A 19,344-nucleotide genomic window follows, 5' to 3' on the forward strand; every position below is an offset into this window, starting at 1 on the left:
CCCCTGCCGCAGCACTGACCAGCCTTGAACTGCAACAATGCAAGTTGTGCCGGTGCACCACTCAAGAACCGGCAAGTATGCCGCCAAAGAAGCATCAGAGAAGCGAGAATACGGACATATGACTCAATCAAATGGTCGCGAATGAACACCACCCGTCCCCGCAGGCAGACGGCATGACTGCTGTGTCTCTGCCGACGGGCAGCGGCACAGTGCCTCGCATCAGCGCTCTCACCAGGGAGTTTCCAAGTACTCTTCCGTGACACGGAAGCCGTGTTGCGCCCCCGCACAGCCCGTCCCGACGATGTCGCCACGACCCAACGACGGGAGCCGAACGCCATGCCGCACATCACTGCTTTTGCCAGGAACCAGTGGTACGTCGCCGCCTACAGCCACGAGGTCGGGCGCGAGGAGTTGCTCGGCCGGACCATCCTCGGTGAACCCCTCGTCTTCTACCGCACCGAGGACGACGGGACGCCGGTCGCGCTGCACGACCGCTGTGTGCACCGCCGGTTCCCGCTGTCGGAGAGCCGGCTGGACGGGGACCGGATCGTGTGCGGGTACCACGGGTTCACGTACGACACGACCGGTACGTGTGTGTACGTGCCGGGGCAGAAACGCGTCCCGCGCACCGCCCGTGTCGCCTCCTACCCGGTCGTCGAGCTGGACTCGCTGATCTGGGTGTGGATCGGCGACCCGGCGCTCGCCGACCCGCAGGTCATCCCGCGGGCGAAGCACCTCGACGCCCCCGGCTGGGTCACCGTCCGCGGCATGGAGCCCATCGACTGCGACTACGGCCTGCTCGTCGACAACCTCCTGGACCTCTCCCACGAGACGTATCTGCACGGCGGTTACATCGGCACCCCCGAGGTCGCCGAGACGCCGATCACCACGGAGGTCGACGAGGGCGCGGGCATCGTGCGAGTGAGCCGGCACATGGACGACGCCGAGTGCCCGCCGTTCTACGCCAACTCCACCGGCATCACGGGCCGGATCACCCGCTGGCAGGACATCGAGTACCACGCGCCCTGTCTGTATCTGCTGCACAGCCGGATCGCCCCGGTCGGCGTGCTGCCCGAGCCGGACGGCAGTGACCCGAACGGTTTCCACACCGAGATCACGTACGCCATCACACCGTCCGGCGACGGCAAGGTGTACGACTTCTGGGCCGTCTCGCGCGACTGGGCGACCGACAGCGCCGAGGTCAGCGAGTTCATGGGGAGCAACAACCACACCGTCGTCATGCAGGACGTCGACGCGCTCAACCTGCTCCAGAAGACGCTCGGCAGCGAGCGCACCGGCTACCAGGAGCTGAGCATCAACATCGACACCGGCGGCCTGGCCGCCCGCCGCATCCTGGCCCGGCTGGTCGAGGAGGGCGACAAGCCCATGGAGAAGGTCCAGTGACCAGTCCGACCGGCGAGATCTACCGCATCGACTGGCTGCCGGGCACCGACATCCTGCACGGCACCTGTCACTGCGGCGCCGAGCACACCGCGCAGGACCCCATCGAGATGTGGGAGTGGATGCTCGGCCACCCCGAAGGCCATGCTCCTCGAGGACAGGAACGAGGACCGGAACAGTGACCGTGTACGAAGCCGAACTCGTCGTCGACCGCAGGGAGTTGGCGGCCGACGGCGTCCTCGCCCTCACGCTGCGCCATCCGCTGGGCGAGCGGCTCCCGGCCTGGGAGCCCGGCGCGCACATCGATGTCGTCCTCGGGCCGGAGCTGGAGCGGCAGTACTCGCTGTGCGGCGATCCGGGGGACCGCGACGCCTGGCGGATCGCGGTGCTGCGGGAGCCCGACGGGCGGGGCGGATCCGCCCATGTGCACGAGGAGTTGAGGCAGGGCGACAAGGTGCGGGTGCGCGGGCCGCGCAATCACTTCGCGCTCCAGCCCGCTCCCCGGTACCGCTTCATCGCGGGCGGCATCGGCATCACCCCCGTGCTGCCGATGGTGGCCGCGGCGGAGGCGGCGGGCGCCGAGTGGACGCTGCTGTACGGCGGCAGGACGCGCGAATCCATGGCGTTCACCGAGGAGTTGGGGCGCTACGGCGACCGTGTCACCGTCGCTCCCCAGGACGAGGCCGGGCTGCTGGACCTGGCCTCGGTACTCGACGACGTCCCCGGGGGCACGCTCGTCTACTGCTGCGGTCCCGGGCCGCTGCTGGACGCGGTGGAGGAGCGGTGCCCGTCCGGGGTGCTGCACGTCGAGCGGTTCCAGCCCAAGGAACAGGAGACGGGCGAGAACACCGAGTTCGAGGTCGAGCTCGCGCAGAGCGGCCGTACGCTCACCGTCGCACCGGACGTCTCCGTGCTCGACGCCGTACGCGCCGCGGGCGTGGAGGTGCTGTTCTCCTGCACCGAGGGCACCTGCGGGACCTGTGAGACCGATGTCCTCGAAGGCACTCCGGAGCACCGGGACTCTGTCCTGACCGACGAGGAGCGGGAGGCCGGGGAGACCATGCTCATCTGTGTGTCCCGGTGTCGTGGGAAGCGGCTCGTGCTGGACCTGTGATCCGCAGGTCGGCCTCGATCCGGGCCACCGCCGACAGCAGGTGCGGCAGCAGGTCCTCCCGCACGGAGTCCATGGAGTTGCGGCCGGCGTGCACCGCGATGTTCACACCGGCCACCACCTCGCCGTCCCGCTCCCGCACCGGGGCGGCGACCGACCGGAGCCCCTCCTCCAGCTCCTGGTCGACGACCGCGTACCCCTGACGGCGCACCCGCCGGAGTTCGGCCCACAGGGCGTCCGGCGAGACGATCGTGCGCGCGGTCAGGGGACGCAGGTCCGCCCGCGCGAGGCGGGCCTCGATCTCCTCGTCCGGCAGATGCGCGAGGATGACCCGTCCCACGGACGTGACATGGGCCGGGAAGCGGGTGCCCACGGTGATCGTCGCCGTCATGATGCGGCGGGTCGGGACCCGCGCCACGTACACGATGTCGTCGCCGTCCAGGACGCACAGCGACGACGACTCCCGTACCTGCGCGACGAGTTGCTCCAGGTGCGGTTCCGCGATCTGCGGCAGCGTGACGCAGGAGAGGTAGGAGTAGCCGAGTTCCAGCACGCGCGGGGTGAGCCGGAACTGGCGTCCGTCCTGGTGGACGTAGCCCAGGTCGACGAGGGTCAGCAGCAGCCGGCGAGCGGCCGCGCGCGTCAGGTCGCAGGTGCGGGCGACCTCGCTGAGGGTGCGGGCGGGATGCTCGGCGTCGAAGGCGCGGATGACGGCGAGCCCGCGTTCGAAGGACCTCACGAAGTGCGGTGCGCGGAATGGCTCGGGCATTGACGCCTCCAAAAGAGTCAACAATATTGTCAGCTAACCCATTGACCGAGATCCGTTGAGAGATCTACCTTCCCGCTGGGCGGAGTTGAGCACTACTGTGCGGTCTGCGCACAACCTGTCGGAACATCGCTGCACCCGTTGTTTGTCTGTACAGGAGGAGCCATGCGTCGCCTGGTCGCCGGTCTCACGTCCGGCGCTGTCCTGCTCGTCGCGACGGCCTGCGGCTCGTCCGACGCCCCCTCGTCGGACGCGGGCGCGTCGTCCGGCGGCACCACCACGGTCAAGGTCGGCCTGATCCCGATCGTCGATGTCGCGCCGCTCTACCTCGGGCAGGCGAAGGGCTTCTACGAAAAGCGCGGTCTGAAGCTGGAGTTGACGACCGCTCAGGGCGGCGCGGCGATCGTGCCGGCCGTGGTCTCCGGTCAGTACCAGTTCGGGTTCTCCAACGTCACCTCGCTGATGGTCGCCCAGTCCAACAACGTCCCGGTGAAGGCCGTCGTCAACGGCATCGCCTCAACGGGCGTGCCGGACAAGGACTTCAACGCCCTCATGGTGAAGAAGGGCAGCGCCATCAAGTCTCCGAAGGGCCTGGAGGGCAAGAAGGTCGCCATCAACACCCTGAAGAACATCAACGAGACCGTGGTGCGCGAGTCGGTGCGCAAGGCGGGCGGCGACCCCGACAAGGTGAAGCTCGTCGAGCTCGCCTTCGACCAGATGCCCGCGGCCCTCGAACAGGGGCAGATCGACGCCGCGGTTGTGGTCGAGCCGGCGACCGCCACGATCAAGAGCCAGGGCGGTGTGGCGATCGCCTCGCCCCTGGTCGACGCCGCCCCGGGCCTCACGGTCGCCATGTACTTCACCTCGCAGCAGTACGAGCAGCAGAACCCCGACGTGGTGAAGAGGTTCCGGGAGGCCACAGCCGAGTCCCTCGCGTACGCCGAGGCCCACCCGGACGAGGCCCGTCAGATCGTCACGACGTACACGAAGATCCCGGCGACGGTGCTGGAGCAGGTGACCCTGCCGAAGTGGCCGGCCGAGGCGAACCGTGCCTCCATCGAGACGCTGATGAAGCTCGGCGAGGAGGACGGCCTCTTCAAGACGACGCCGGACCTGGACAAGCTGCTGCCGTGAGAGGCGGAAACGCATGAGGGGCGCGAACATCGCACTCGGTGCGACCGGGCTCGCGGCCTTCCTCGCCCTGGGCGAGGCGGTACCGCGGCTCGGCCTGGTCAAGGAGGCATACTTCCCGCCGACCAGCCGGATCGCGGAGGCCTTCGCCGACGAGCTGTCCGACAGCACCTTCTGGACGGCCCTCGGCGACACCCTCACCGGCTGGGCGCTGGGCCTGGCGATCGCGGCGGTCGCGGGGATCGCGTTCGGCGTCCTCGTCTCGGTCGTCCCCTATCTCCGCGAGGCGACGGCCTCCACGATCGAGTTCCTGCGCCCGATCCCGTCGGTCGCGCTGATCCCGCTGGCGGTGCTGTTGTACGGCACCGAACTGCGCTCGGTGCTGTTGCTCGTCGTGTACGCCTCCTTCTGGCAGGTACTGATCCAGGTGCTGTACGGCGTCCAGGACGTCGACCCCGTCGCCGACGAGACGGCACGGTCGTACGGTCTCGGCACCTGGGCGCGGATCCGGCATGTGCTGTGGCCGACCGCGCTGCCGTACGTCATGACCGGCGTCCGGCTGGCCGCTGCGGTCGCGCTGATCCTCGCCATCACCGCCGAACTCATCGTCGGCGCCCCGGGGTTGGGCAAGCGCATCGGGGTCATGCAGGCCTCGCAGGCCGTGCCCGAGATGTACGCGCTGATCGTGGTCACCGGACTGCTGGGCCTGCTCATCAACGTGGGCGCGCGGTCGGTGGAGCGGCGGGCGCTGGCCTGGCACCAGTCGGTGCGCGGGGAGGTGGCGGTGTGAGGCGGGTACTGCTGCGGGCGGCCTTCGTGATCGCCCTGCCCGTGCTGCTGGTCGCGGGCTGGTGGGTGACGTCCGACGACAGCACGGACGTGTACTGGCCGCCGCTGCGGACGATCCTGGAGACCTTCCCGGACGTCTGGACGGGCGAGCGCCTCAAGGACGACGTGCTGCCCAGTGTGCTGCGACTGACGGGCGGTTACGCCCTGGCGGCCGTCGTCGGGGTGGCGCTCGGCACGGTCATCGGCTCCTACCGGCGGGTGCGGGCGGTGTGCGAGCCGGTGCTGGAGTTCCTGCGGGCGGTGCCGCCGCCGGTGCTGGTGCCGGTCATCATGCTGTTCGCGGGCATCGGCGACACCATGAAGGTCACGGTGATCGCGAGCGGCTGTGTCTGGCCGATCCTGCTCAACACGGTCGAGGGCGTACGGGCCGTGGACCCGGTGATGACGGAGACCGCACGCTCGTACGGCATCACGGGCACGACCCGGCTGCGGAGCCTCGTCCTGCGCTCGGCGAGCCCGCAGATCTTCGCGGGCCTGCGCCAGGCCCTGTCGATCGGCATCATCCTCATGGTCATCAGCGAGATGTTCGCCGCCAGCAACGGACTCGGCTTCACCATCGTCCAGTTCCAGCGCGGCTTCGCGATCCCCGACATGTGGACCGGCATCCTCGTGCTCGGTCTGCTCGGCTTCCTGCTGTCCGTCGTATTCCAGCTGGTCGAGCGGCGGGTCCTGGGCTGGTACCACGGTCTGCGCGCCTCCTCCCGGCGGTCCCCGTGAGCATCACGAAAGGACGGTCCATGCACGCGCTTCTTGACGTATCCGGCCTGCAGAAGGTCTACGAGGGATCCGGACGGCGGGTCGAGGCGGTACGCGACCTCACCTTCACCGTCGACACCGGCGAACTGGTCTGTCTCGTCGGCCCGTCGGGCTGCGGCAAGACGACGCTGCTGAAGTGCATGGGCGGGCTGCTCACGCCGACCAGCGGCGAAGTCCTGCTGGAGGGACGGAAGGTGAACGGCCCGCCGCCCGGGATGGCGTTGGTGTTCCAGGAGTACGGGCGGAGTCTGTTCCCGTGGATGCGGGTCGGGGAGAACGTCGAACTCCCCCTGAAGCAGAAGAACATGAGCAGGACGCAGCGCCGGGAACTGGTCCGGGACGCCCTGGAGTCGGTCGGGCTCGCGGACGCCGCCGGGGCGTATCCCTGGCAGCTGTCCGGCGGCATGCAGCAGCGGGTCGCCATCGCCCGCGCCCTGGCCTACGAGCCCCAAGTCCTGCTGATGGACGAACCGTTCGCGGCGGTCGACGCGCAGACCCGCGCCGATCTGGAGGACCTCGTACGCGGCCTGTGGCGGGAGCGCGGGATCACCATCCTGTTCGTCACCCACGACATCGACGAGGCCGTCTACCTCGGCGAGCGGGTGATCGTACTGTCCGCCTCCCCCACCGTCGTCCAGGAGCAGCTGAAGGTCGATCTGCCGGACGAACGGGACCAGTTGCACACGCGGGTCGCCCCGCGCTTCGCCGAGCTGCGCACCCATGTGTACGAGCAGATCCAGGCGGCGAAGCGCGGAGAGGCCGAGCCGGGATCCCCCGCGAGAAGCGTCACCTGAGGTTGGTGACGTGGCCCTACCTGGCGGCCCAGAGACCCCGCACATGGCCGATGTGCCGGGTCATGACCTCGTGGACCGCCTTCTCGTCGCGGGCGGTCAGCGCGTCCAGGAGTTCGAGATGCTCCTCGGCGGAGGCCAGCAGGCGGCCGGCCTCGGCGAGGGCGGTCAGCCCGTAGAGGCGGGAGCGCTTGCGCAGGTCGCCGACGACCTCGACGAGGTGGGCGTTGCCCGCGAGGGCGAGCAGGCCCAGGTGGAAGCGGGTGTCGGCCTCGACGTAGGCGATGAGGTCGGCGGAGACCGCGGCCTGGACGATCTCCCGGGCGGCCGGGCGCAGCGCCTCCAGGGAGACGGGGTCGGCGGTCCGGGCCAGCGCCACGACGGTGGGGATCTCGATGAGGGCGCGGATGTGCGTGTACTCGTCGAGCTGCTTCTCTGAGACGGCGGTGACCCGGAAGCCCTTGTTGGGGACGGTGTCGACCAGGCCCTCTTTGGCCAGGTCCAGCATGGCCTCGCGCACCGGGGTCGCCGAGACGCCGAAGCGGGCGGCGAGCGTCGGGGCGGAGTACACCTCGCCGGGGCGCAGCTCCCCGGCGATCAGCGCGGCCCGCAGGGCGTCGGCGACCCGCTCCCGGTAGCTGCTCTTCTTGCCGCCCAGGATGGGCAGGGCCGGGGCAGCGGTGGACGGTGCGCTGGTGCGCTGGGCGGCCATGGGGGTGTCTCCTAGCTGTGCAATGTCACGCGATATCCGTCACCCTAGAGGACGAATCCGGCCGGGAACGGGTCGGTCGGATCGAGCAGGTACTGGGCGGTGCCGGTGATCCAGGCGCGGCCGGTGAAGCTGGGCAGGACGGCGGGGCGGCCGGCGACCTCGGTGGTGCCGAGGAGGCGGCCGGTGAACTGTGTCCCGATGAAGGACTCGTTCACGAACTCGGTGTCGAGGGGCAGTTCGCCGCGGGCGTGGAGCTGCGCCATGCGCGCGCTGGTGCCGGTGCCGCAGGGTGAGCGGTCGAACCAGCCGGGGTGGATCACCATCGCGTGCCGGGAGTGGCGGGCGGTGGCGCCGGGTGCGATCAGGTGGACGTGGTGACAGCCGTGGATGGACGGGTCCTCGGGGTGGGCGGGCTCGTCCTCGGCGTTGATCGCCTCCATGAGGGACAGCCCCGCCTTGAGGATGTCGTCCTTGCGGGAGCGGTCGAAGGGCAGGCCGAACTGGTCCAGCGGCAGGATGGCGTAGAAGTTGCCGCCGTATGCCATGTCGTATGTCACCGTGCGTCCGTCGGCCAGTGTGATCTTGCGGTCGAGGGCGACGGAGAAGGACGGGACGTTCCTGAGGGTGACCGCCTTCGCTGCACCGTCCTCCACCGCCACCTCGGCGACGACCAGGCCGGCCGGGGTGTCGAGCCGGATCGTGGTGACCGGCTCGACGACCTCGACCATGCCGGTCTCGACGAGCACGGTGGCCACGCCGATGGTGCCGTGCCCGCACATCGGCAGATAGCCGGAGACCTCGATGTAGATCACGCCCCAGTCGCAGTCGGGGCGGGTCGGCGGCTGGAGGATCGCTCCGCTCATCGCCGAGTGGCCGCGCGGCTCGTTCATCAGGAGCTGCTTGATGTCGTCGCGGTGCTCACGGAAGTACAGCCGCCGCTCGTTCATGGTCGCGCCGGGGACCGTGCCGATCCCGCCGGTGATCACCCGGGTGGGCATGCCCTCGGTGTGCGAGTCGACGGCGTGCAGGACGAGTTTGCTGCGCATGACCAGCCTCCTTATGCGAGCCCTGCCGCGACGGCCTTCTCGGTGGCGGAGCGGACCGCGGCCTCCTGCTCCGACAGCAGCGGCATCCGTGGCGGACGGCAGCGTCCCCCGGGCCGGCCGACGATGTCCATCGACAGCTTGATGGCCTGCACGAACTCGACCTTGGAGTCCCAGCGCAGCAGCGGGTGCAGCTGCTCGTACAGCTTCTTGGCCGTGCCCAGGTCGCCGTCGACGGCCGCGTGGTACAGCTCGACGCTCGCGGCGGGCAGCGCGTTCGGGTAGCCGGCCACCCAGCCCTTGGCCCCGGCGACCGCGAGCTCCAGCAGTACGTCGTCGGCGCCGATCAGCAGGTCGAGTTCCGGGGCGAGTTCGGCGAGCTGGTAGGCGCGGCGGACATCGCCGGAGAACTCCTTGACCGCGCGGATGTACCCCTCGCCGTGCAGCTTGGCGAGCAGTTCGGGGACGAGGTCGACCTTGGTGTCGATGGGGTTGTTGTACGCCACGACCGGGATGCCCGCCCGGGCGACCTCCTCGTAGTGGGCGAGGACGGAGCGCTCGTCGGCGCGGTACGCGTTCGGCGGCAGCAGCATCACGGACGTACAGCCCGCGTCGCGGGCCTGCTCCGCCCAGCGGCGGGACTCGGCGGAACCGTACGCGGCGACGCCGGGCATCACGCGGGCGCCGCCGATGGCTGCCACGGCCGTCTCGACGACCCTGGCGCGCTCCTCGGGGGTGAGGACCTGGTACTCGCCGAGGGAGCCGTTCGGTACGACGCCGTCGCAGCCGTTCTCGACCAGCCAGGCGCAGTGCTCGGCGTACTTGTCGTGGTCGACGGTGAGGTCGTCGTTCAGCGGGAGCGCGGTGGCGACGAGGACGCCGCGCCAGGGGCGGTGCTCAACAGTCATTCGAGGATCCCTCTCCATGAGGTGTGACATTTCATTGGTCCTCGTGCTCTCCGGCCCGGGCCAGTACGCCGAGTGGCACCGGCCGCGCGAACGGCCTCCGGGACGGTGTGAGTCCGCACCCGGTGAGCCCCGCGACCGCGGGCCCGCAGACCCGGCCCTGGCACCAGCCCATCCCGGCCCGCGTCAGCAGCTTCACGGTCCGTACGTCCCCGGCGCCGAGTTCCGCGACGGCCTCCCGGACCGTGCCGCCGGTGACCTCCTCGCAGCGGCAGACCACGGTGTCGTCGGTGATCTGCTCGGTCCAGTGGGCGGGCGGTGCGTACACGGTGCCGAGGGCGGCGAAGAACTCCCGCAGCCGGGTACGGGACTTGGCGGCCGCCGCCCACGCGCGCGGATCGGGTTCGGTGCCGTGCAGGCGGGCCGCGGCCGAGCGTCCGGCGATGTGTCCCTCGGCCAGCGAGAGGGCCGCGCCGCCGATGCCGGTCGTCTCACCGGCGGCCCAGACGCCGGGCACGTCGGTGCGCTGTTCGTCGTCGACGTGGACGTCGGTGCCGTCGAGGCGGCAGCCGAGGGTCTCCGCGAGGTCGGTGTGCGGGAGCATGCCGTGGCCGACGGCGAGGGTGTCGCAGGGGATACGGCGGCTGGTGCCGGGCCTGACCCGCCCGTCGGCGTCGAGCGCGGCGACGGTCACGGCCTCCACCCGGTCGGTGCCGTGCGCCTCGACGACGGTGTGCCGCGCGAGGAGCCGTACGCGGTGGCGCAGCAACTGGGCCGCGTACCGGGCGCCTTCGGCGACCTTGCCGGGCTGCGCCGCCAGCGCGCGGGTCCGGTGTACGAACGCCTTCGGGTCGGCGGACTCGACCAGCGCCGGCACCTCGACGCCGGCCGCGGCGAGGCCCGTCGCCACCGGCAGCAGCAGGGGCCCGGTGCCCGCGACGACCGCCGTGCGGCCGGACAGCGCGAGGGTGCCCTTGAGCATGGCCTGGGCGCCGCCCGCGGTGACGACACCGGGGAGGGTCCAGCCGGGGAAGGGCAGGACCTTCTCGTAGCCGCCGGTGGCGAGCACCACGGCGTCCGCGCGCATCTCGACCGGGTCCTCCTGTTCGGGTCCGAGGAGGGCGTGCACGGTGAGGCCGCCGGACGGGCGACGCTCGACGCACCAGACGTGATGGTCCGTCAAGTGCCGTACCGCGCCTACCGTTACGTACGCACGCAGGCCGTCCCGCAGGCGCTCCCAGGTGCGCCACTGGTGATGCAGGGCCTGCGGGCGGCGGGCACGCAGCTCGGCGGCGGGCTGACGGTAGAACTGGCCGCCCGCCCGCGTCGCCGCGTCGAGCAGTGTCACCCGGACGCCGTGGGACGCGGCGGCCGCCGTCGCGGCGAGGCCCGCCGGGCCGGCGCCGAGCACGGCGAGGTGCGGTCGGTCAGTCATCGTGGCCCGTCCCCTCCTGCGTGCGGATGACGTCGCCCGGGTGCAGGGGCAGCAGGCAAGCACGTTGGTTCGGGCGGTCGTTGACGGTCACCAGGCAGTCGAAGCAGACGCCGATGCCACAGAAGACACCGCGCGGGCGGCCCGCGTCGCGGGTGGTGCGCCAGGAGGTGACACCGGCCGTCCAGAGCGCGGCGGCGACCGTCTGGCCGGGCAGCGCCTCGATCTCACGCCCGTCGAGGGTGACCCTGAAGGCGGGGCCCGGCTCGGCCTGGGCCAGATGCAGGGGGGAGCTCACGCGGCCTCCTCGGGGAAGCGGTCGGGGCGGAACGGCGTCAGGTCCAGCTCAGGGGTCTTGTCCGTGAGCGCCTGGGCGATCAAGTGGCCGGTGCCGGGGGCGAGTCCGATGCCCGCGCCCTCGTGTCCGCAGGCGTGGTACAGGCCGGGGACCCGGGAGTCGGGTCCGATGGCGGGCAGGTGGTCGGGGAGATACGGCCGGAAGCCGACGTAGGAGCGCATCGCGCGGACGTCCGACAGGAACGGGAACAGCAGGGTCGCGCCCGCCGCCAGCGCCCGTACGACCGGCAGCGAGAAGGACCGGTCGAAGCCGACGCGTTCGCGGCTCGCGCCGATGAGGATCGGGCCGGCGGCCGTGCCCTCGACGACCGGTGAGGTCTGCAGCGCGGCCGAGTCGCTGGCGACGTCGGCCACGTAGTCGGCGGCGTACACCTTGTGGTGGACCCTGCGCGGCAGCGGTTCGGTGACGAGGACGAAGCCGCGGCGCGGGAGGACGGGGAGGTGGACGCCGGCGAGTGCGGCGAGGTCGCCGCCCCAGGTGCCGGCCGCGTTGACCACCGCGGGGGCGTGGAGGTCGCCCCGGTCGGTGCGGACACCGCGGACCGCGCCGCCGGGGCCGCGCAGTACGCCTGTGACGGTGTGGCCGGTGAGCAGGCGGGCGCCCGAGGCGCGGGCGAGGTGGGCGGCGGCCAGGGCGGGCATCACCTGGCGGTCCTGGGGGTAGTGGACGCCGCCCGGGAGGCCGGGGGCGAGATGGGGTTCGAGGTCGTACAGGACGTCGCCCGCGACGGGTTCGGCGACGACTCCCGCGGCGCGCTGCTCCGTGGCGAACCGCTCCAGGGCCGTGAGTCCGCCGGGGGACGAGGCCACGACGACGCCGCCCTTCGCGTCGTACTCGACGGCGTCCCCGAACTCCCGCGCCAGCTCGGCCCACAGCCGCCCGGACAGCAGCGCGAGGTCCAGCTCGGGGCCCGGCTCCTTGTCGGAGACGAGGACATTGCCCTCCCCGGCGCCGGTCGTGCCGCCGGCCACCGGACCGCGGTCCACGAGGGTCACGTCGAGGCCCGCCCGGGCCGCGTACAGAGCGCAGGCCGCGCCCACCATTCCGGCTCCGACGACCACGACATCGCAGGTCAGTCGCTTGCTCACACCAGTACTATGTCACATGCCTCTCTCGCTGGGAACACCACCGCACACGCGCGGCGGCGACACCGCGCGTGGTTCTTCCGGCGGAGGCACGTCGAGGGCAACGACGTCGGCCGTGGAGCCGCGCGGTCACTCGGAGGCGGGGACCACCCTCAGATGGGCGGCGGCGCGGCGCGGCCCGCGGGGCCTGGGCGGCGTACGGCGGGTTTCGCGCAGTACCAGCGTCAGCCGGGTGCAGCCCAGCTCGCGCAGGGTCGCGGGCGTCTCGTCGACGACGCGGCAGTCGGTGGCACCCCAGCGCGGGTCGGGGTGCAGCAGCGGACGGACGGCGCCGTCGTGGGCCACGGCCTGTTCGCCGACCGCGCTGATCCAGTGCGGCAGGCCGTAACGGTAGGCGGCCTCCATGATCGGGTCCTGGGCGATGTCCCGGCGGATGGCCTGCAGCCCGTGGTCGTGGCCGTGGCGCTCCACGGCGGCGGCGAAGTGGGCCAGCATCGGCAGGCACCAGCTGGACTCGTGCTCGCCGAGGACCGTGCCCGCGTCCGGGTGGAAGAGCACGAATCTGAGGAAGTTGTCGCCGGGCATGGCCGTCGGATGCGGGCCGACACCGCCGAAAAGTGACGCGAAAGCGGTGTTGGCCAGGACGACGTCCCAGCGGTGGTCGAGCACGACGGACGGAAAGGGGACGGCCTCCAGAAGGGTGGCGTAGTCCTGCAGATACGCCTGCGTCTCGAGACTCTCGGGGACCGGCCGCGGTACGGACCGCCGCCGTCCTGCCTGATGTGCCATCGGGAGGTCACCCCTCTTGCCTATGCGGCCTTCACGCGGCGCCCTGATCCTGCTGCCCGGACGCGAGTGGTGTCAACTATCGTGGCATTTCATGCCTGTTGACGGCTGAAATTGGCCACAGTTGTGGCGAGACCTGGATGTGAGTTCGAACCACCCGGTAATCTCCGTCGGGTTCACGGCAACCGCCGGTGAGAAGCCAGTGAGAGACGTAGGAGTTCTGTCGGTGACGGAAGGCTTCGAGGGTCCGGGTGCCACGGGGTCGGCCGCGCTGCCGGCCGTCGTAGCCCGCGTCGCCGCGCTCGCCGACCGGCTCGGCGTGCCGCACGCGGAGGTCTTCGACACCGGCCGCCTGTCCGTCGCCTCCGGCGTCCCCGAGCCCGTGGTCAAGGCCCTGCTGAGCGGCCGGCCGGCGGGCGAGCCCGATGTTCAGGCGCGCTTCCTGCAGCGCCTCGACCTGCTGCGCCGCACCCGGCTGAAGCCCAACGGGCGCAAGTACACCCAGCAGGAGATCGCCGACGGAGCGGCCATGTCGCGGCAGCAGGCGGGCGCCCTCATCAACGGCGACCGGCGCCCCACCATGGAGCACTGCGACGCGATCCAGCGGTTCTTCCGTGTGCACGCCGGTTTCCTCACGGCCGAGGACCCCGAGGCACTCGCGGGCGCGCTGCAGCGCTCCGAGCAGGAGTTGCTGCAGCGGGTCGCCGAGCGGGAGGCGGCCGCGGCCGCCGAGGACCCGCTCGAGCGGCTGCTCCAGGACCACGGCGTGCGCGGGATCGCCTGGCGGGCCGCCCAGCTGCCCACCGACCAGCACCGCGACAAGGTCGCCGAGTGGCTGGACATGCTCCTGGAGAGCGTCAAGCGGCCCGAGTCGTGATCCGCGCCGTGAGCAGCGCTCTGATCTACGACTTGATCCACGACTTGATCCGCGGGGGAGAACGGGAGAACTGTGGGCATCGGTAGGGACATGCGCCGCCTGTGCGGCGAGCTGGTCGCGGAGCTGCCGCTGCCCGCGCCGGCGCGGCCCGAGGAGCTGTACGGCGCGTTGTGCGACGCCATGAGCAGACGCCGCGGCCGCCCTGTCCACTTCCGTACGGCCGCCTTCCCGCCCGGGACCGCCAGCGGGCTGTGGCTCGACATGGCCGACCAGGACCTCGTCGTGATCGAGGAACGCACCGCGCCCGACCACCAGTTGGTGATCCTCGGCCATGAGCTGTGGCACATGAAGGCCGGGCACTGCGGCCATCACGTCGAGGGCGCCGCGGTCGCCACCCGTCTGCTCTGCGACGGCGCCGACCTCCAGGCGACCGTCCGCAAGGTCGCCGCCCGTAGCCGCTTCGACCTCGCCGACGAGCAGGAGGCGGAGAGCTTCGGCCTGCTCCTCGCCAGCAAGTGCCGTACCTGGCTGGCCGGTTCGTCGGTGCGCGGACAGCGGGACCATCTGGCGGGGCGGATCGAGGCGTCGTTGGGGTACCTGGGACCGCAGGGCTGAGGAGCCCGCGGGTCAGGTCGCGCTGCGTTCGCTCGCCTCTCTCAGGTCGCGTTCCACCGCCCGGGTGCGGGGCGTGTCGGGCCGGCCCGCTGCGGTGCCGGGGCGGCCCTCGCGCAGGAGTTCCCGCCAGTGGTCGCGGCTCCAGTCGGCGGGCGACGTGGTGCTGGTGAAGTCCTCGACGGCGGAGACGAAGCGGGCGGGGTCGGTGTGGAAGGGGAAGTGGCCGGCGCCCCCGAAGATCTCCAGCCGGCTGTGCGGCATCGCCTCGTGGGCGCCGTAGGCGTGCCGGACCGGCACCACGCTGTCCCGGTCGCCCCACAGCAGCATGGTCGGCATGCCCTCGGTCAGATAGCAGCGGTCCAGCATGGTGACGACCTGGCCACGCCAGTCGACGACCGCACGCAGGGTGCGGATGAAGGCGTTGCGGGAGGTCTCGTCGGGCAGCGCGTCCACCAGGGTGAGCAGCTCGGGGGCGTCCTGGCCGAGGTCGGTGTCCAGCAGCCGCATCAGACGTACGGCGAGGCCGACTTGGAGCCGCATGCCGGGCAGCCGCAGCGTGGACAGCAGCAGATGAGCGCCGGGCACCGAGACCAGCCGCAGCACGGGGTTCACCTCGCGGCCGACGCCGCCCGCGCTGACCAGGATCAGGCGTTCCGTGCGCTCGGGGAACTGGTAGGCGAACTGCATCGCCACTCCCCCGCCCAGCGAGTGCCCGACCAGGGTCGCCGACTCGATGCCGAGGGTGGTGAGCAGATCGCGGACGCCGTTCGCGTACGCGGCCACCGAGTAGTCGGCGCGCGGCTTGTCCGAGGCGCCGTGGCCGAGCAGGTCGGGGGCGATCACGGTGTGGGTGCGGGCGAGGTCGGGGATCAGCTCGGCCCAGGTGTCGGAGGAGTCCCCTATGCCGTGGATGAGCACCAGCGCGGGACCCTCACCGGCCATGCGGAAGGCACGCCGGTAACCGTGCACGACGCGGTACTGCAGCTCCAGTTCTCCGTCGCCCACCGGACGCAGCCGTACGGCGCGCACCGGGCGCCGTGGCGGGACGTCGACCACGCACTCGCCTCCCGTTCGCAGGGCCGCGCGGACGCGGCCGAAAGCCCTTCGCTCCAGCCTAGGACCGCTTTCCCACAAGGGATTTCGGGGAGGTTTCGCCTCCGCTAAGCGGGCGAACCGATGCGTAGCCGGACCCGATTGTCAGTGGTGGGCGGCAAGCTGGAGACGCGCCCCCGTCTGCGGGGCGGCACCGACGACGCCGACTTGGGGAGAGCCGACCGATGCCCACCGCCGTACTGACCGACCGCGAGCGCACCGCCGTCCAGGCCTACCTGAGACTGATGCACACGGTACGAGCCGCGTTCGACGGCCCTCCCGGAGCCCGCCGACCACCGGTGGTCCCGCCCTCCGTGCTCGCCGAGGCGGAACAGGCGCTGGCGGACGCGGGACTGGCCGGGAACGAGGAGGAGTTCTTCCGGCTGCTGCAGAGCTGGTGCCCGGAGCCGTAGCGGGCGCGCGGGGGCTCAGGCGTGCGGCACGCTCACGGCCGTCGCCACCAGCCCCCGCCGTACCGTCCACCGGCCCGTGAAGTGGCCGAGCCGCCGCTCGCCCACCCACGGGCCGGGCACGAGGAGTTCCGCGCGGAAGCCGCCGCTGTGCCCGTCGCCGGGGTCGGCGAAGACGTCGATGTCGGCCTCCGCGAAGTCCAGCCACTCGCCGGTGAGGGGGAACCACGCCTTGTAGACGGACTCCTTGGCGCTGAACAGCAGCCGGTCCCAGTGGATGTCGGGCCGGACCCCGGCCAGCCGGCGCAGCCGGTCCGCCTCGGCGGGCAGCGAGACGGCGGACAGGACACCGTCCGGGAGCGGCTCGTGGGGTTCGGCGTCGATGCCGAGGGAGGCCAGGTCGGTGTCGCGGACCAGCGCGGCGGCGCAGTAGCCGTCGCAGTGGGTCATGCTGCCGGCCAGGCCGGCCGGCCACTGCGGGGCGCCGCGCTCGCCGGGCAGGATCGCCCGCGGGGGCACGCCGAGCTTCTCCATGGCGCGGCGCGCGCAGGAGCGTACGACGGCGAACTCTCGGCGGCGTTTGGCGACCGCCTGCGCCACGATCGCCTCCTCCTCGGGATAGAGGACGGCGTTGCCGGGTCCGTCGTGGCCGTACGCCTCCACGGTCACCACCGCGTCCGGCAGCAGTTCCTCGATCACCGGGTGCCGTCCTCCCCGGGCAGGATGCGGCGCAGCTGTCCCGGCGGGCCCGGGCGCTTGCGCCACTCGCGGGGGTATCCCACGGACACCTCCTCGAAGCGGACGCCGTCGTGCCAGGTGGTCCGCGGGATGTGGAGGTGGCCGTAGACCATGGTCGCGACGCGGAACCTGCGGTGCCAGTCCGCGGTGAGCCGGGTGCCGCACCACATGGCGAACTCGGGATACCACAGGACCTCGGTCGGGTGCCGGTCCAGCGGATAGTGGTTGACGAGGACCGTCGGCAGGTCGTCGGGCAGGGCGGCGAGCCGGCGCTCGGTCTCGGCGACCCGGGCCCGGCACCAGTCCTCGCGGGTGGGGTACGGGTCGGGGTGCAGCAGGTACTCGTCGTTGCAGACGACGCCGGTGCCGTGCGCGTACTCCAGCCCCTGTTCCTTGGTCGTGCAGCCGGCCGGCAGGAACGTGTAGTCGTACAGCAGGAACAGCGGTGCGACGGCGACCGGGCCGCCGGGGCCGTCCCAGACCGGGTACGGGTCCTCGGGGGTCGTCACGCCGAGTTCCCGGCACATCGCGACCAGGTGGTCGTAGCGGGCAGCGCCGCGCAGGGTGACGGTGTCCTTGGGGTGGGTCCACAGTTCGTGGTTGCCGGGGGCCCAGACGACCTTGGCGAAGCGGCCGGCGAGGGTCTCCAGGGCCCAGCGGACGTCCGCCACGGTCTCCGCGACGTCACCGGCGACGAGCAGCCAGTCGTCGTCGGAGTCGGGCCGCATCTTCTCGACGAGGGCGCGGTTCTCCTCGTAGCCGATGTGCAGGTCGCTGACGGCCAGCAGCTGTCCGGCACCGCCGACCGTCGACGTCACCTCTCGCCCCCTTCGAACACACGAATACCACCACGACAACACAGGGTGCGCCGCAGGTACAAGTCCTGATCACGTCAGGGCGGCGGTCCCGGGCGGTCATGATCGGGGAATCCGTAACACGCACGTTGCACGCGGCGCCCTGCCGAAGCCGTATGATCGCCCCAACACCACCGCCATGTACCTCCCTTCGCACGGGGCGGTTTGGTGTCCCTCCAACCACCCTGCCCGGGCACGGGCCTGCTCTGCCCTGCCCGCGAACCGTGAAAGGCGGCCTGCATGGTCTCTCGCGTACGCGTCTGGCTCAACCGCACGTACGCGGAGAACGTCTTCTTCATGGATCAGCTGCGACGAAATCCCAGTGATCGCGCCGTGGACATCCATGCGACGCACGGAGACGCCGACTCCCCCGTGCTGGCCGCCGCCGACACCGCCGACCTCGAGCCGGAGGGCCTGTCCCCCGCCGCGTACGTCGAGTACGCCCTCGACCAGTGCCAGCGCCGCGGCATCGACGTGTTCGTGCCCCGGCTGCACCAGTCGGCGATCGTCGCGCACCGCGCCGACTTCGAGGCGGTCGGCACGGCGCTGCTGGCGCCGCCACCGGAGGCCGTGGCCGTCTTCCACGACAAGGTGATCGCGTACGAGGCCGTGCAGGCGATCGGCGTGCCCGTGCCGCCGTGGTGGCGAGTGCGGACGGCCGACGAACTTGTCGCCGCCGTCGAGGAGTTGGAGGCGGGCGGGCACAAGGCGTGCTTCAAGCCGGCGTCCGGTGCGGGCGGGGTGGGCTTCCGCGTCGTCACGCGCGCCCCCTTCTCGCTCACGCACCTCAACGGGTTCCCCACCCCCTACGTCCAGCTGGACCTGGTCGTGGAAGCGCTGCGGCAGGCCGACGAGCCGGTGGACCTGATGGTCATGCCGCGGCTGGAGCAGCCGGAGGTGTCGGTGGACTGCCTCACCGGGCCCGACAACCGGGTCCGGCTGGCGATCGGCCGCACCAAGAACGGCCGCCGTCGTGGGTTCACGCTGCACGAGCAGTGGCTGGAGCCGGCGCGGCGGATCGCGGAGGGGTTCGGGCTGCACTACCTGTCCAACATCCAGTTCCGGATGTTCGGCGAGACGCCGGTCCTGATGGACGTCAACACACGCCCGGCCGGCGGACTGCACCAGCTGTCCCTGTGCGGCGTCAACGCCCCTTGGGCCGCTGTGCAGTTGGCGCTCGGCGAGGATCCCGGTGAGGTCGTGCCGCCGTTCCTCGGGCAGGACTACACGGTGGTGTCGGGGCCGCGGCCGTTGCGAGCGGTGTCGCTGCCGCAGCAGCGGGCGGAGGCAACGGCCACGCTGCCCGTGGTACCGGCGCCTGCGGCCGCTGAACCGGCGTCGTCAGTCAACGCCGTGGGGAGTGCTGCGGCTCAGGTGCTGCCCCTTTAGGTTGGCGGCGGGCCGGCGGGCGTACCGAGCCGAAAGAGGCGTTACGGGACCCCGAGCCATGGCTCCCGGATCTCGGCCCCGGTCGACGACTCTGTCGTCTACGCCCTGTACGCCTTCCGCTCTCCCCTCACCGAGTTCGCCCGCTCCCGCAGGGAAGCCCGGCGGGAGCGGATCCACGGACGGGACGGGTACCTGTGACCTGATCGGGGGGAAATTCCTTTCGCGTGGGGGTGTATCAGGGCG

Annotated in this window: 22 protein-coding genes; 11 read left to right on the forward strand and 11 right to left on the reverse strand. The window is 71.5% G+C overall.

Annotated elements, in window-relative coordinates:
* The first annotated feature begins 336 nt into the window (after positions 1-336).
* Genes AQJ91_RS39985 through AQJ91_RS39995 form a run of 3 tightly spaced genes read left to right on the forward strand, consistent with a single transcriptional unit; the run spans position 337 to position 2,515 of the window.
* Positions 337-1,404 (forward strand): aromatic ring-hydroxylating dioxygenase subunit alpha, encoded by a 1,068-nt coding sequence (locus tag AQJ91_RS39985; protein WP_067032313.1) that lies wholly within the window; start codon positions 337-339, stop codon positions 1,402-1,404.
* On the forward strand, positions 1,401-1,583 hold the full coding sequence (locus AQJ91_RS39990) for a hypothetical protein (protein ID WP_067032316.1): 183 nt from the start codon (positions 1,401-1,403) through the stop codon (positions 1,581-1,583). Before AQJ91_RS39985 ends, AQJ91_RS39990 begins: the two co-directional genes overlap by 4 nt.
* Complete coding sequence (locus AQJ91_RS39995) at positions 1,580-2,515, forward strand: PDR/VanB family oxidoreductase (RefSeq protein ID WP_067032318.1); 936 nt, start codon at positions 1,580-1,582, stop codon at positions 2,513-2,515. The genes AQJ91_RS39990 and AQJ91_RS39995 overlap by 4 nt, the downstream gene beginning before the upstream one ends.
* Here the strand turns inward: AQJ91_RS39995 and AQJ91_RS40000 are convergent.
* Positions 2,466-3,281 (reverse strand): IclR family transcriptional regulator domain-containing protein, encoded by an 816-nt coding sequence (locus AQJ91_RS40000; RefSeq protein WP_067032321.1) that lies wholly within the window; start codon positions 3,279-3,281, stop codon positions 2,466-2,468. The two genes, AQJ91_RS39995 and AQJ91_RS40000, sit on opposite strands and share 50 nt — an antisense overlap.
* A 162-nt stretch (positions 3,282-3,443) precedes the next feature.
* On the opposite strand from AQJ91_RS40000, the gene AQJ91_RS40005 reads away from it, so the two are divergent.
* From AQJ91_RS40005 to AQJ91_RS40020, 4 genes are read left to right on the forward strand one after another with little or no spacing between them, the layout of a single operon-like run.
* Positions 3,444-4,412, forward strand: a complete 969-nt coding sequence (locus AQJ91_RS40005) for an ABC transporter substrate-binding protein (protein WP_067032324.1) — start codon at positions 3,444-3,446, stop codon at positions 4,410-4,412.
* A 13-nt stretch (positions 4,413-4,425) separates the two neighbouring features.
* The gene (locus AQJ91_RS40010) at positions 4,426-5,199 is read left to right on the forward strand and encodes an ABC transporter permease (protein WP_067032327.1); all 774 of its coding nucleotides are present in this window, start codon (positions 4,426-4,428) and stop codon (positions 5,197-5,199) included.
* Positions 5,196-5,975, forward strand: a complete 780-nt coding sequence (locus AQJ91_RS40015; RefSeq protein ID WP_067032330.1) for an ABC transporter permease — start codon at positions 5,196-5,198, stop codon at positions 5,973-5,975. The genes AQJ91_RS40010 and AQJ91_RS40015 overlap by 4 nt, the downstream gene beginning before the upstream one ends.
* 20 nt (positions 5,976-5,995) lie before the next feature.
* Positions 5,996-6,808: an ABC transporter ATP-binding protein gene (locus tag AQJ91_RS40020; RefSeq protein ID WP_067032333.1), complete on the forward strand. Its 813-nt coding sequence runs from the start codon at positions 5,996-5,998 to the stop codon at positions 6,806-6,808.
* Positions 6,809-6,824: 16 nt separating this feature from the next.
* Here the strand turns inward: AQJ91_RS40020 and AQJ91_RS40025 are convergent, their stop codons facing one another.
* From AQJ91_RS40025 to AQJ91_RS40055, 7 genes are all read right to left on the reverse strand, one after another.
* Complete coding sequence (locus AQJ91_RS40025) at positions 6,825-7,517, reverse strand: GntR family transcriptional regulator (protein ID WP_067032336.1); 693 nt, start codon at positions 7,515-7,517, stop codon at positions 6,825-6,827.
* A 44-nt stretch (positions 7,518-7,561) separates the two neighbouring features.
* Positions 7,562-8,563 carry a proline racemase family protein gene (locus tag AQJ91_RS40030; RefSeq protein WP_067032339.1) on the reverse strand — a complete coding sequence of 334 codons (1,002 nt, stop codon included), beginning with the start codon at positions 8,561-8,563 and terminating at the stop codon, positions 7,562-7,564.
* A gap of 11 nt (positions 8,564-8,574) precedes the next feature.
* Positions 8,575-9,468, reverse strand: coding sequence for a dihydrodipicolinate synthase family protein (locus tag AQJ91_RS40035; RefSeq protein WP_067032342.1), 894 nt, complete (start codon positions 9,466-9,468; stop codon positions 8,575-8,577).
* A 31-nt stretch (positions 9,469-9,499) separates the two neighbouring features.
* Complete coding sequence (locus AQJ91_RS40040; protein WP_067032345.1) at positions 9,500-10,900, reverse strand: FAD/NAD(P)-dependent oxidoreductase; 1,401 nt, start codon at positions 10,898-10,900, stop codon at positions 9,500-9,502.
* Positions 10,893-11,195, reverse strand: a complete 303-nt coding sequence (locus AQJ91_RS40045) for a (2Fe-2S)-binding protein (protein ID WP_067032348.1) — start codon at positions 11,193-11,195, stop codon at positions 10,893-10,895. Before AQJ91_RS40045 ends, AQJ91_RS40040 begins: the two co-directional genes overlap by 8 nt.
* Complete coding sequence (locus tag AQJ91_RS40050) at positions 11,192-12,343, reverse strand: NAD(P)/FAD-dependent oxidoreductase (protein WP_067032351.1); 1,152 nt, start codon at positions 12,341-12,343, stop codon at positions 11,192-11,194. The genes AQJ91_RS40045 and AQJ91_RS40050 overlap by 4 nt, the downstream gene beginning before the upstream one ends.
* Positions 12,344-12,469: 126 nt before the next feature.
* Positions 12,470-13,129 (reverse strand): MmyB family transcriptional regulator, encoded by a 660-nt coding sequence (locus AQJ91_RS40055; RefSeq protein ID WP_067032354.1) that lies wholly within the window; start codon positions 13,127-13,129, stop codon positions 12,470-12,472.
* Positions 13,130-13,352: 223 nt separating this feature from the next.
* Here AQJ91_RS40055 and AQJ91_RS40060 point away from each other — a divergent pair, with 223 nt between their 5' ends.
* Positions 13,353-14,003: a helix-turn-helix domain-containing protein gene (locus AQJ91_RS40060; RefSeq protein ID WP_067032357.1), complete on the forward strand. Its 651-nt coding sequence runs from the start codon at positions 13,353-13,355 to the stop codon at positions 14,001-14,003.
* Positions 14,004-14,093: 90 nt separating this feature from the next.
* A complete protein-coding gene (locus AQJ91_RS40065) occupies positions 14,094-14,618 on the forward strand; it encodes a toxin-antitoxin system, toxin component (RefSeq protein ID WP_067032360.1) in 525 nt (174 codons plus the stop codon).
* 12 nt (positions 14,619-14,630) lie between these two features.
* On the opposite strand, the gene AQJ91_RS40070 is transcribed toward AQJ91_RS40065, so the two are convergent.
* Positions 14,631-15,674 carry an alpha/beta fold hydrolase gene (locus AQJ91_RS40070; protein ID WP_067032363.1) on the reverse strand — a complete coding sequence of 348 codons (1,044 nt, stop codon included), beginning with the start codon at positions 15,672-15,674 and terminating at the stop codon, positions 14,631-14,633.
* Positions 15,675-15,895: 221 nt separating this feature from the next.
* On the opposite strand from AQJ91_RS40070, the gene AQJ91_RS40075 reads away from it, so the two are divergent.
* Positions 15,896-16,123 (forward strand): hypothetical protein, encoded by a 228-nt coding sequence (locus AQJ91_RS40075; protein ID WP_067032366.1) that lies wholly within the window; start codon positions 15,896-15,898, stop codon positions 16,121-16,123.
* A gap of 15 nt (positions 16,124-16,138) precedes the next feature.
* Here AQJ91_RS40075 and AQJ91_RS40080 read toward each other — a convergent pair whose 3' ends face one another.
* Both AQJ91_RS40080 and AQJ91_RS40085 read right to left on the reverse strand, forming a co-directional pair.
* Positions 16,139-16,819, reverse strand: a complete 681-nt coding sequence (locus AQJ91_RS40080; RefSeq protein WP_067032369.1) for a 4'-phosphopantetheinyl transferase family protein — start codon at positions 16,817-16,819, stop codon at positions 16,139-16,141.
* Positions 16,816-17,676 carry a metallophosphoesterase family protein gene (locus AQJ91_RS40085; protein ID WP_067032372.1) on the reverse strand — a complete coding sequence of 287 codons (861 nt, stop codon included), beginning with the start codon at positions 17,674-17,676 and terminating at the stop codon, positions 16,816-16,818. Before AQJ91_RS40085 ends, AQJ91_RS40080 begins: the two co-directional genes overlap by 4 nt.
* A gap of 276 nt (positions 17,677-17,952) precedes the next feature.
* Here AQJ91_RS40085 and AQJ91_RS40090 point away from each other — a divergent pair, with 276 nt between their 5' ends.
* Positions 17,953-19,101 (forward strand): ATP-grasp domain-containing protein, encoded by a 1,149-nt coding sequence (locus AQJ91_RS40090; RefSeq protein WP_067032375.1) that lies wholly within the window; start codon positions 17,953-17,955, stop codon positions 19,099-19,101.
* Positions 19,102-19,344: the final 243 nt, after the last annotated feature.

This window comes from Streptomyces dysideae (assembly GCF_001514305.1).
Taxonomy (GTDB): domain Bacteria; phylum Actinomycetota; class Actinomycetes; order Streptomycetales; family Streptomycetaceae; genus Streptomyces; species Streptomyces dysideae.

Coding starts and splice junctions, on each gene's coding strand:
- AQJ91_RS40090 (WP_067032375.1), top strand. CDS start 17,953: ATGGTCTCTCGCGTACGCGTCTGGCTCAACCGCACGTACGCGGAGAAC.
- AQJ91_RS40030 (WP_067032339.1), bottom strand. CDS start 8,563: ATGCGCAGCAAACTCGTCCTGCACGCCGTCGACTCGCACACCGAGGGC.
- AQJ91_RS40040 (WP_067032345.1), bottom strand. CDS start 10,900: ATGACTGACCGACCGCACCTCGCCGTGCTCGGCGCCGGCCCGGCGGGC.
- AQJ91_RS40065 (WP_067032360.1), top strand. CDS start 14,094: ATGCGCCGCCTGTGCGGCGAGCTGGTCGCGGAGCTGCCGCTGCCCGCG.
- AQJ91_RS40020 (WP_067032333.1), top strand. CDS start 5,996: ATGCACGCGCTTCTTGACGTATCCGGCCTGCAGAAGGTCTACGAGGGA.
- AQJ91_RS40005 (WP_067032324.1), top strand. CDS start 3,444: ATGCGTCGCCTGGTCGCCGGTCTCACGTCCGGCGCTGTCCTGCTCGTC.
- AQJ91_RS40010 (WP_067032327.1), top strand. CDS start 4,426: ATGAGGGGCGCGAACATCGCACTCGGTGCGACCGGGCTCGCGGCCTTC.
- AQJ91_RS40025 (WP_067032336.1), bottom strand. CDS start 7,517: ATGGCCGCCCAGCGCACCAGCGCACCGTCCACCGCTGCCCCGGCCCTG.
- AQJ91_RS40055 (WP_067032354.1), bottom strand. CDS start 13,129: ATGGCACATCAGGCAGGACGGCGGCGGTCCGTACCGCGGCCGGTCCCC.
- AQJ91_RS40000 (WP_067032321.1), bottom strand. CDS start 3,281: ATGCCCGAGCCATTCCGCGCACCGCACTTCGTGAGGTCCTTCGAACGC.
- AQJ91_RS39985 (WP_067032313.1), top strand. CDS start 337: ATGCCGCACATCACTGCTTTTGCCAGGAACCAGTGGTACGTCGCCGCC.
- AQJ91_RS40075 (WP_067032366.1), top strand. CDS start 15,896: ATGCCCACCGCCGTACTGACCGACCGCGAGCGCACCGCCGTCCAGGCC.
- AQJ91_RS40035 (WP_067032342.1), bottom strand. CDS start 9,468: ATGACTGTTGAGCACCGCCCCTGGCGCGGCGTCCTCGTCGCCACCGCG.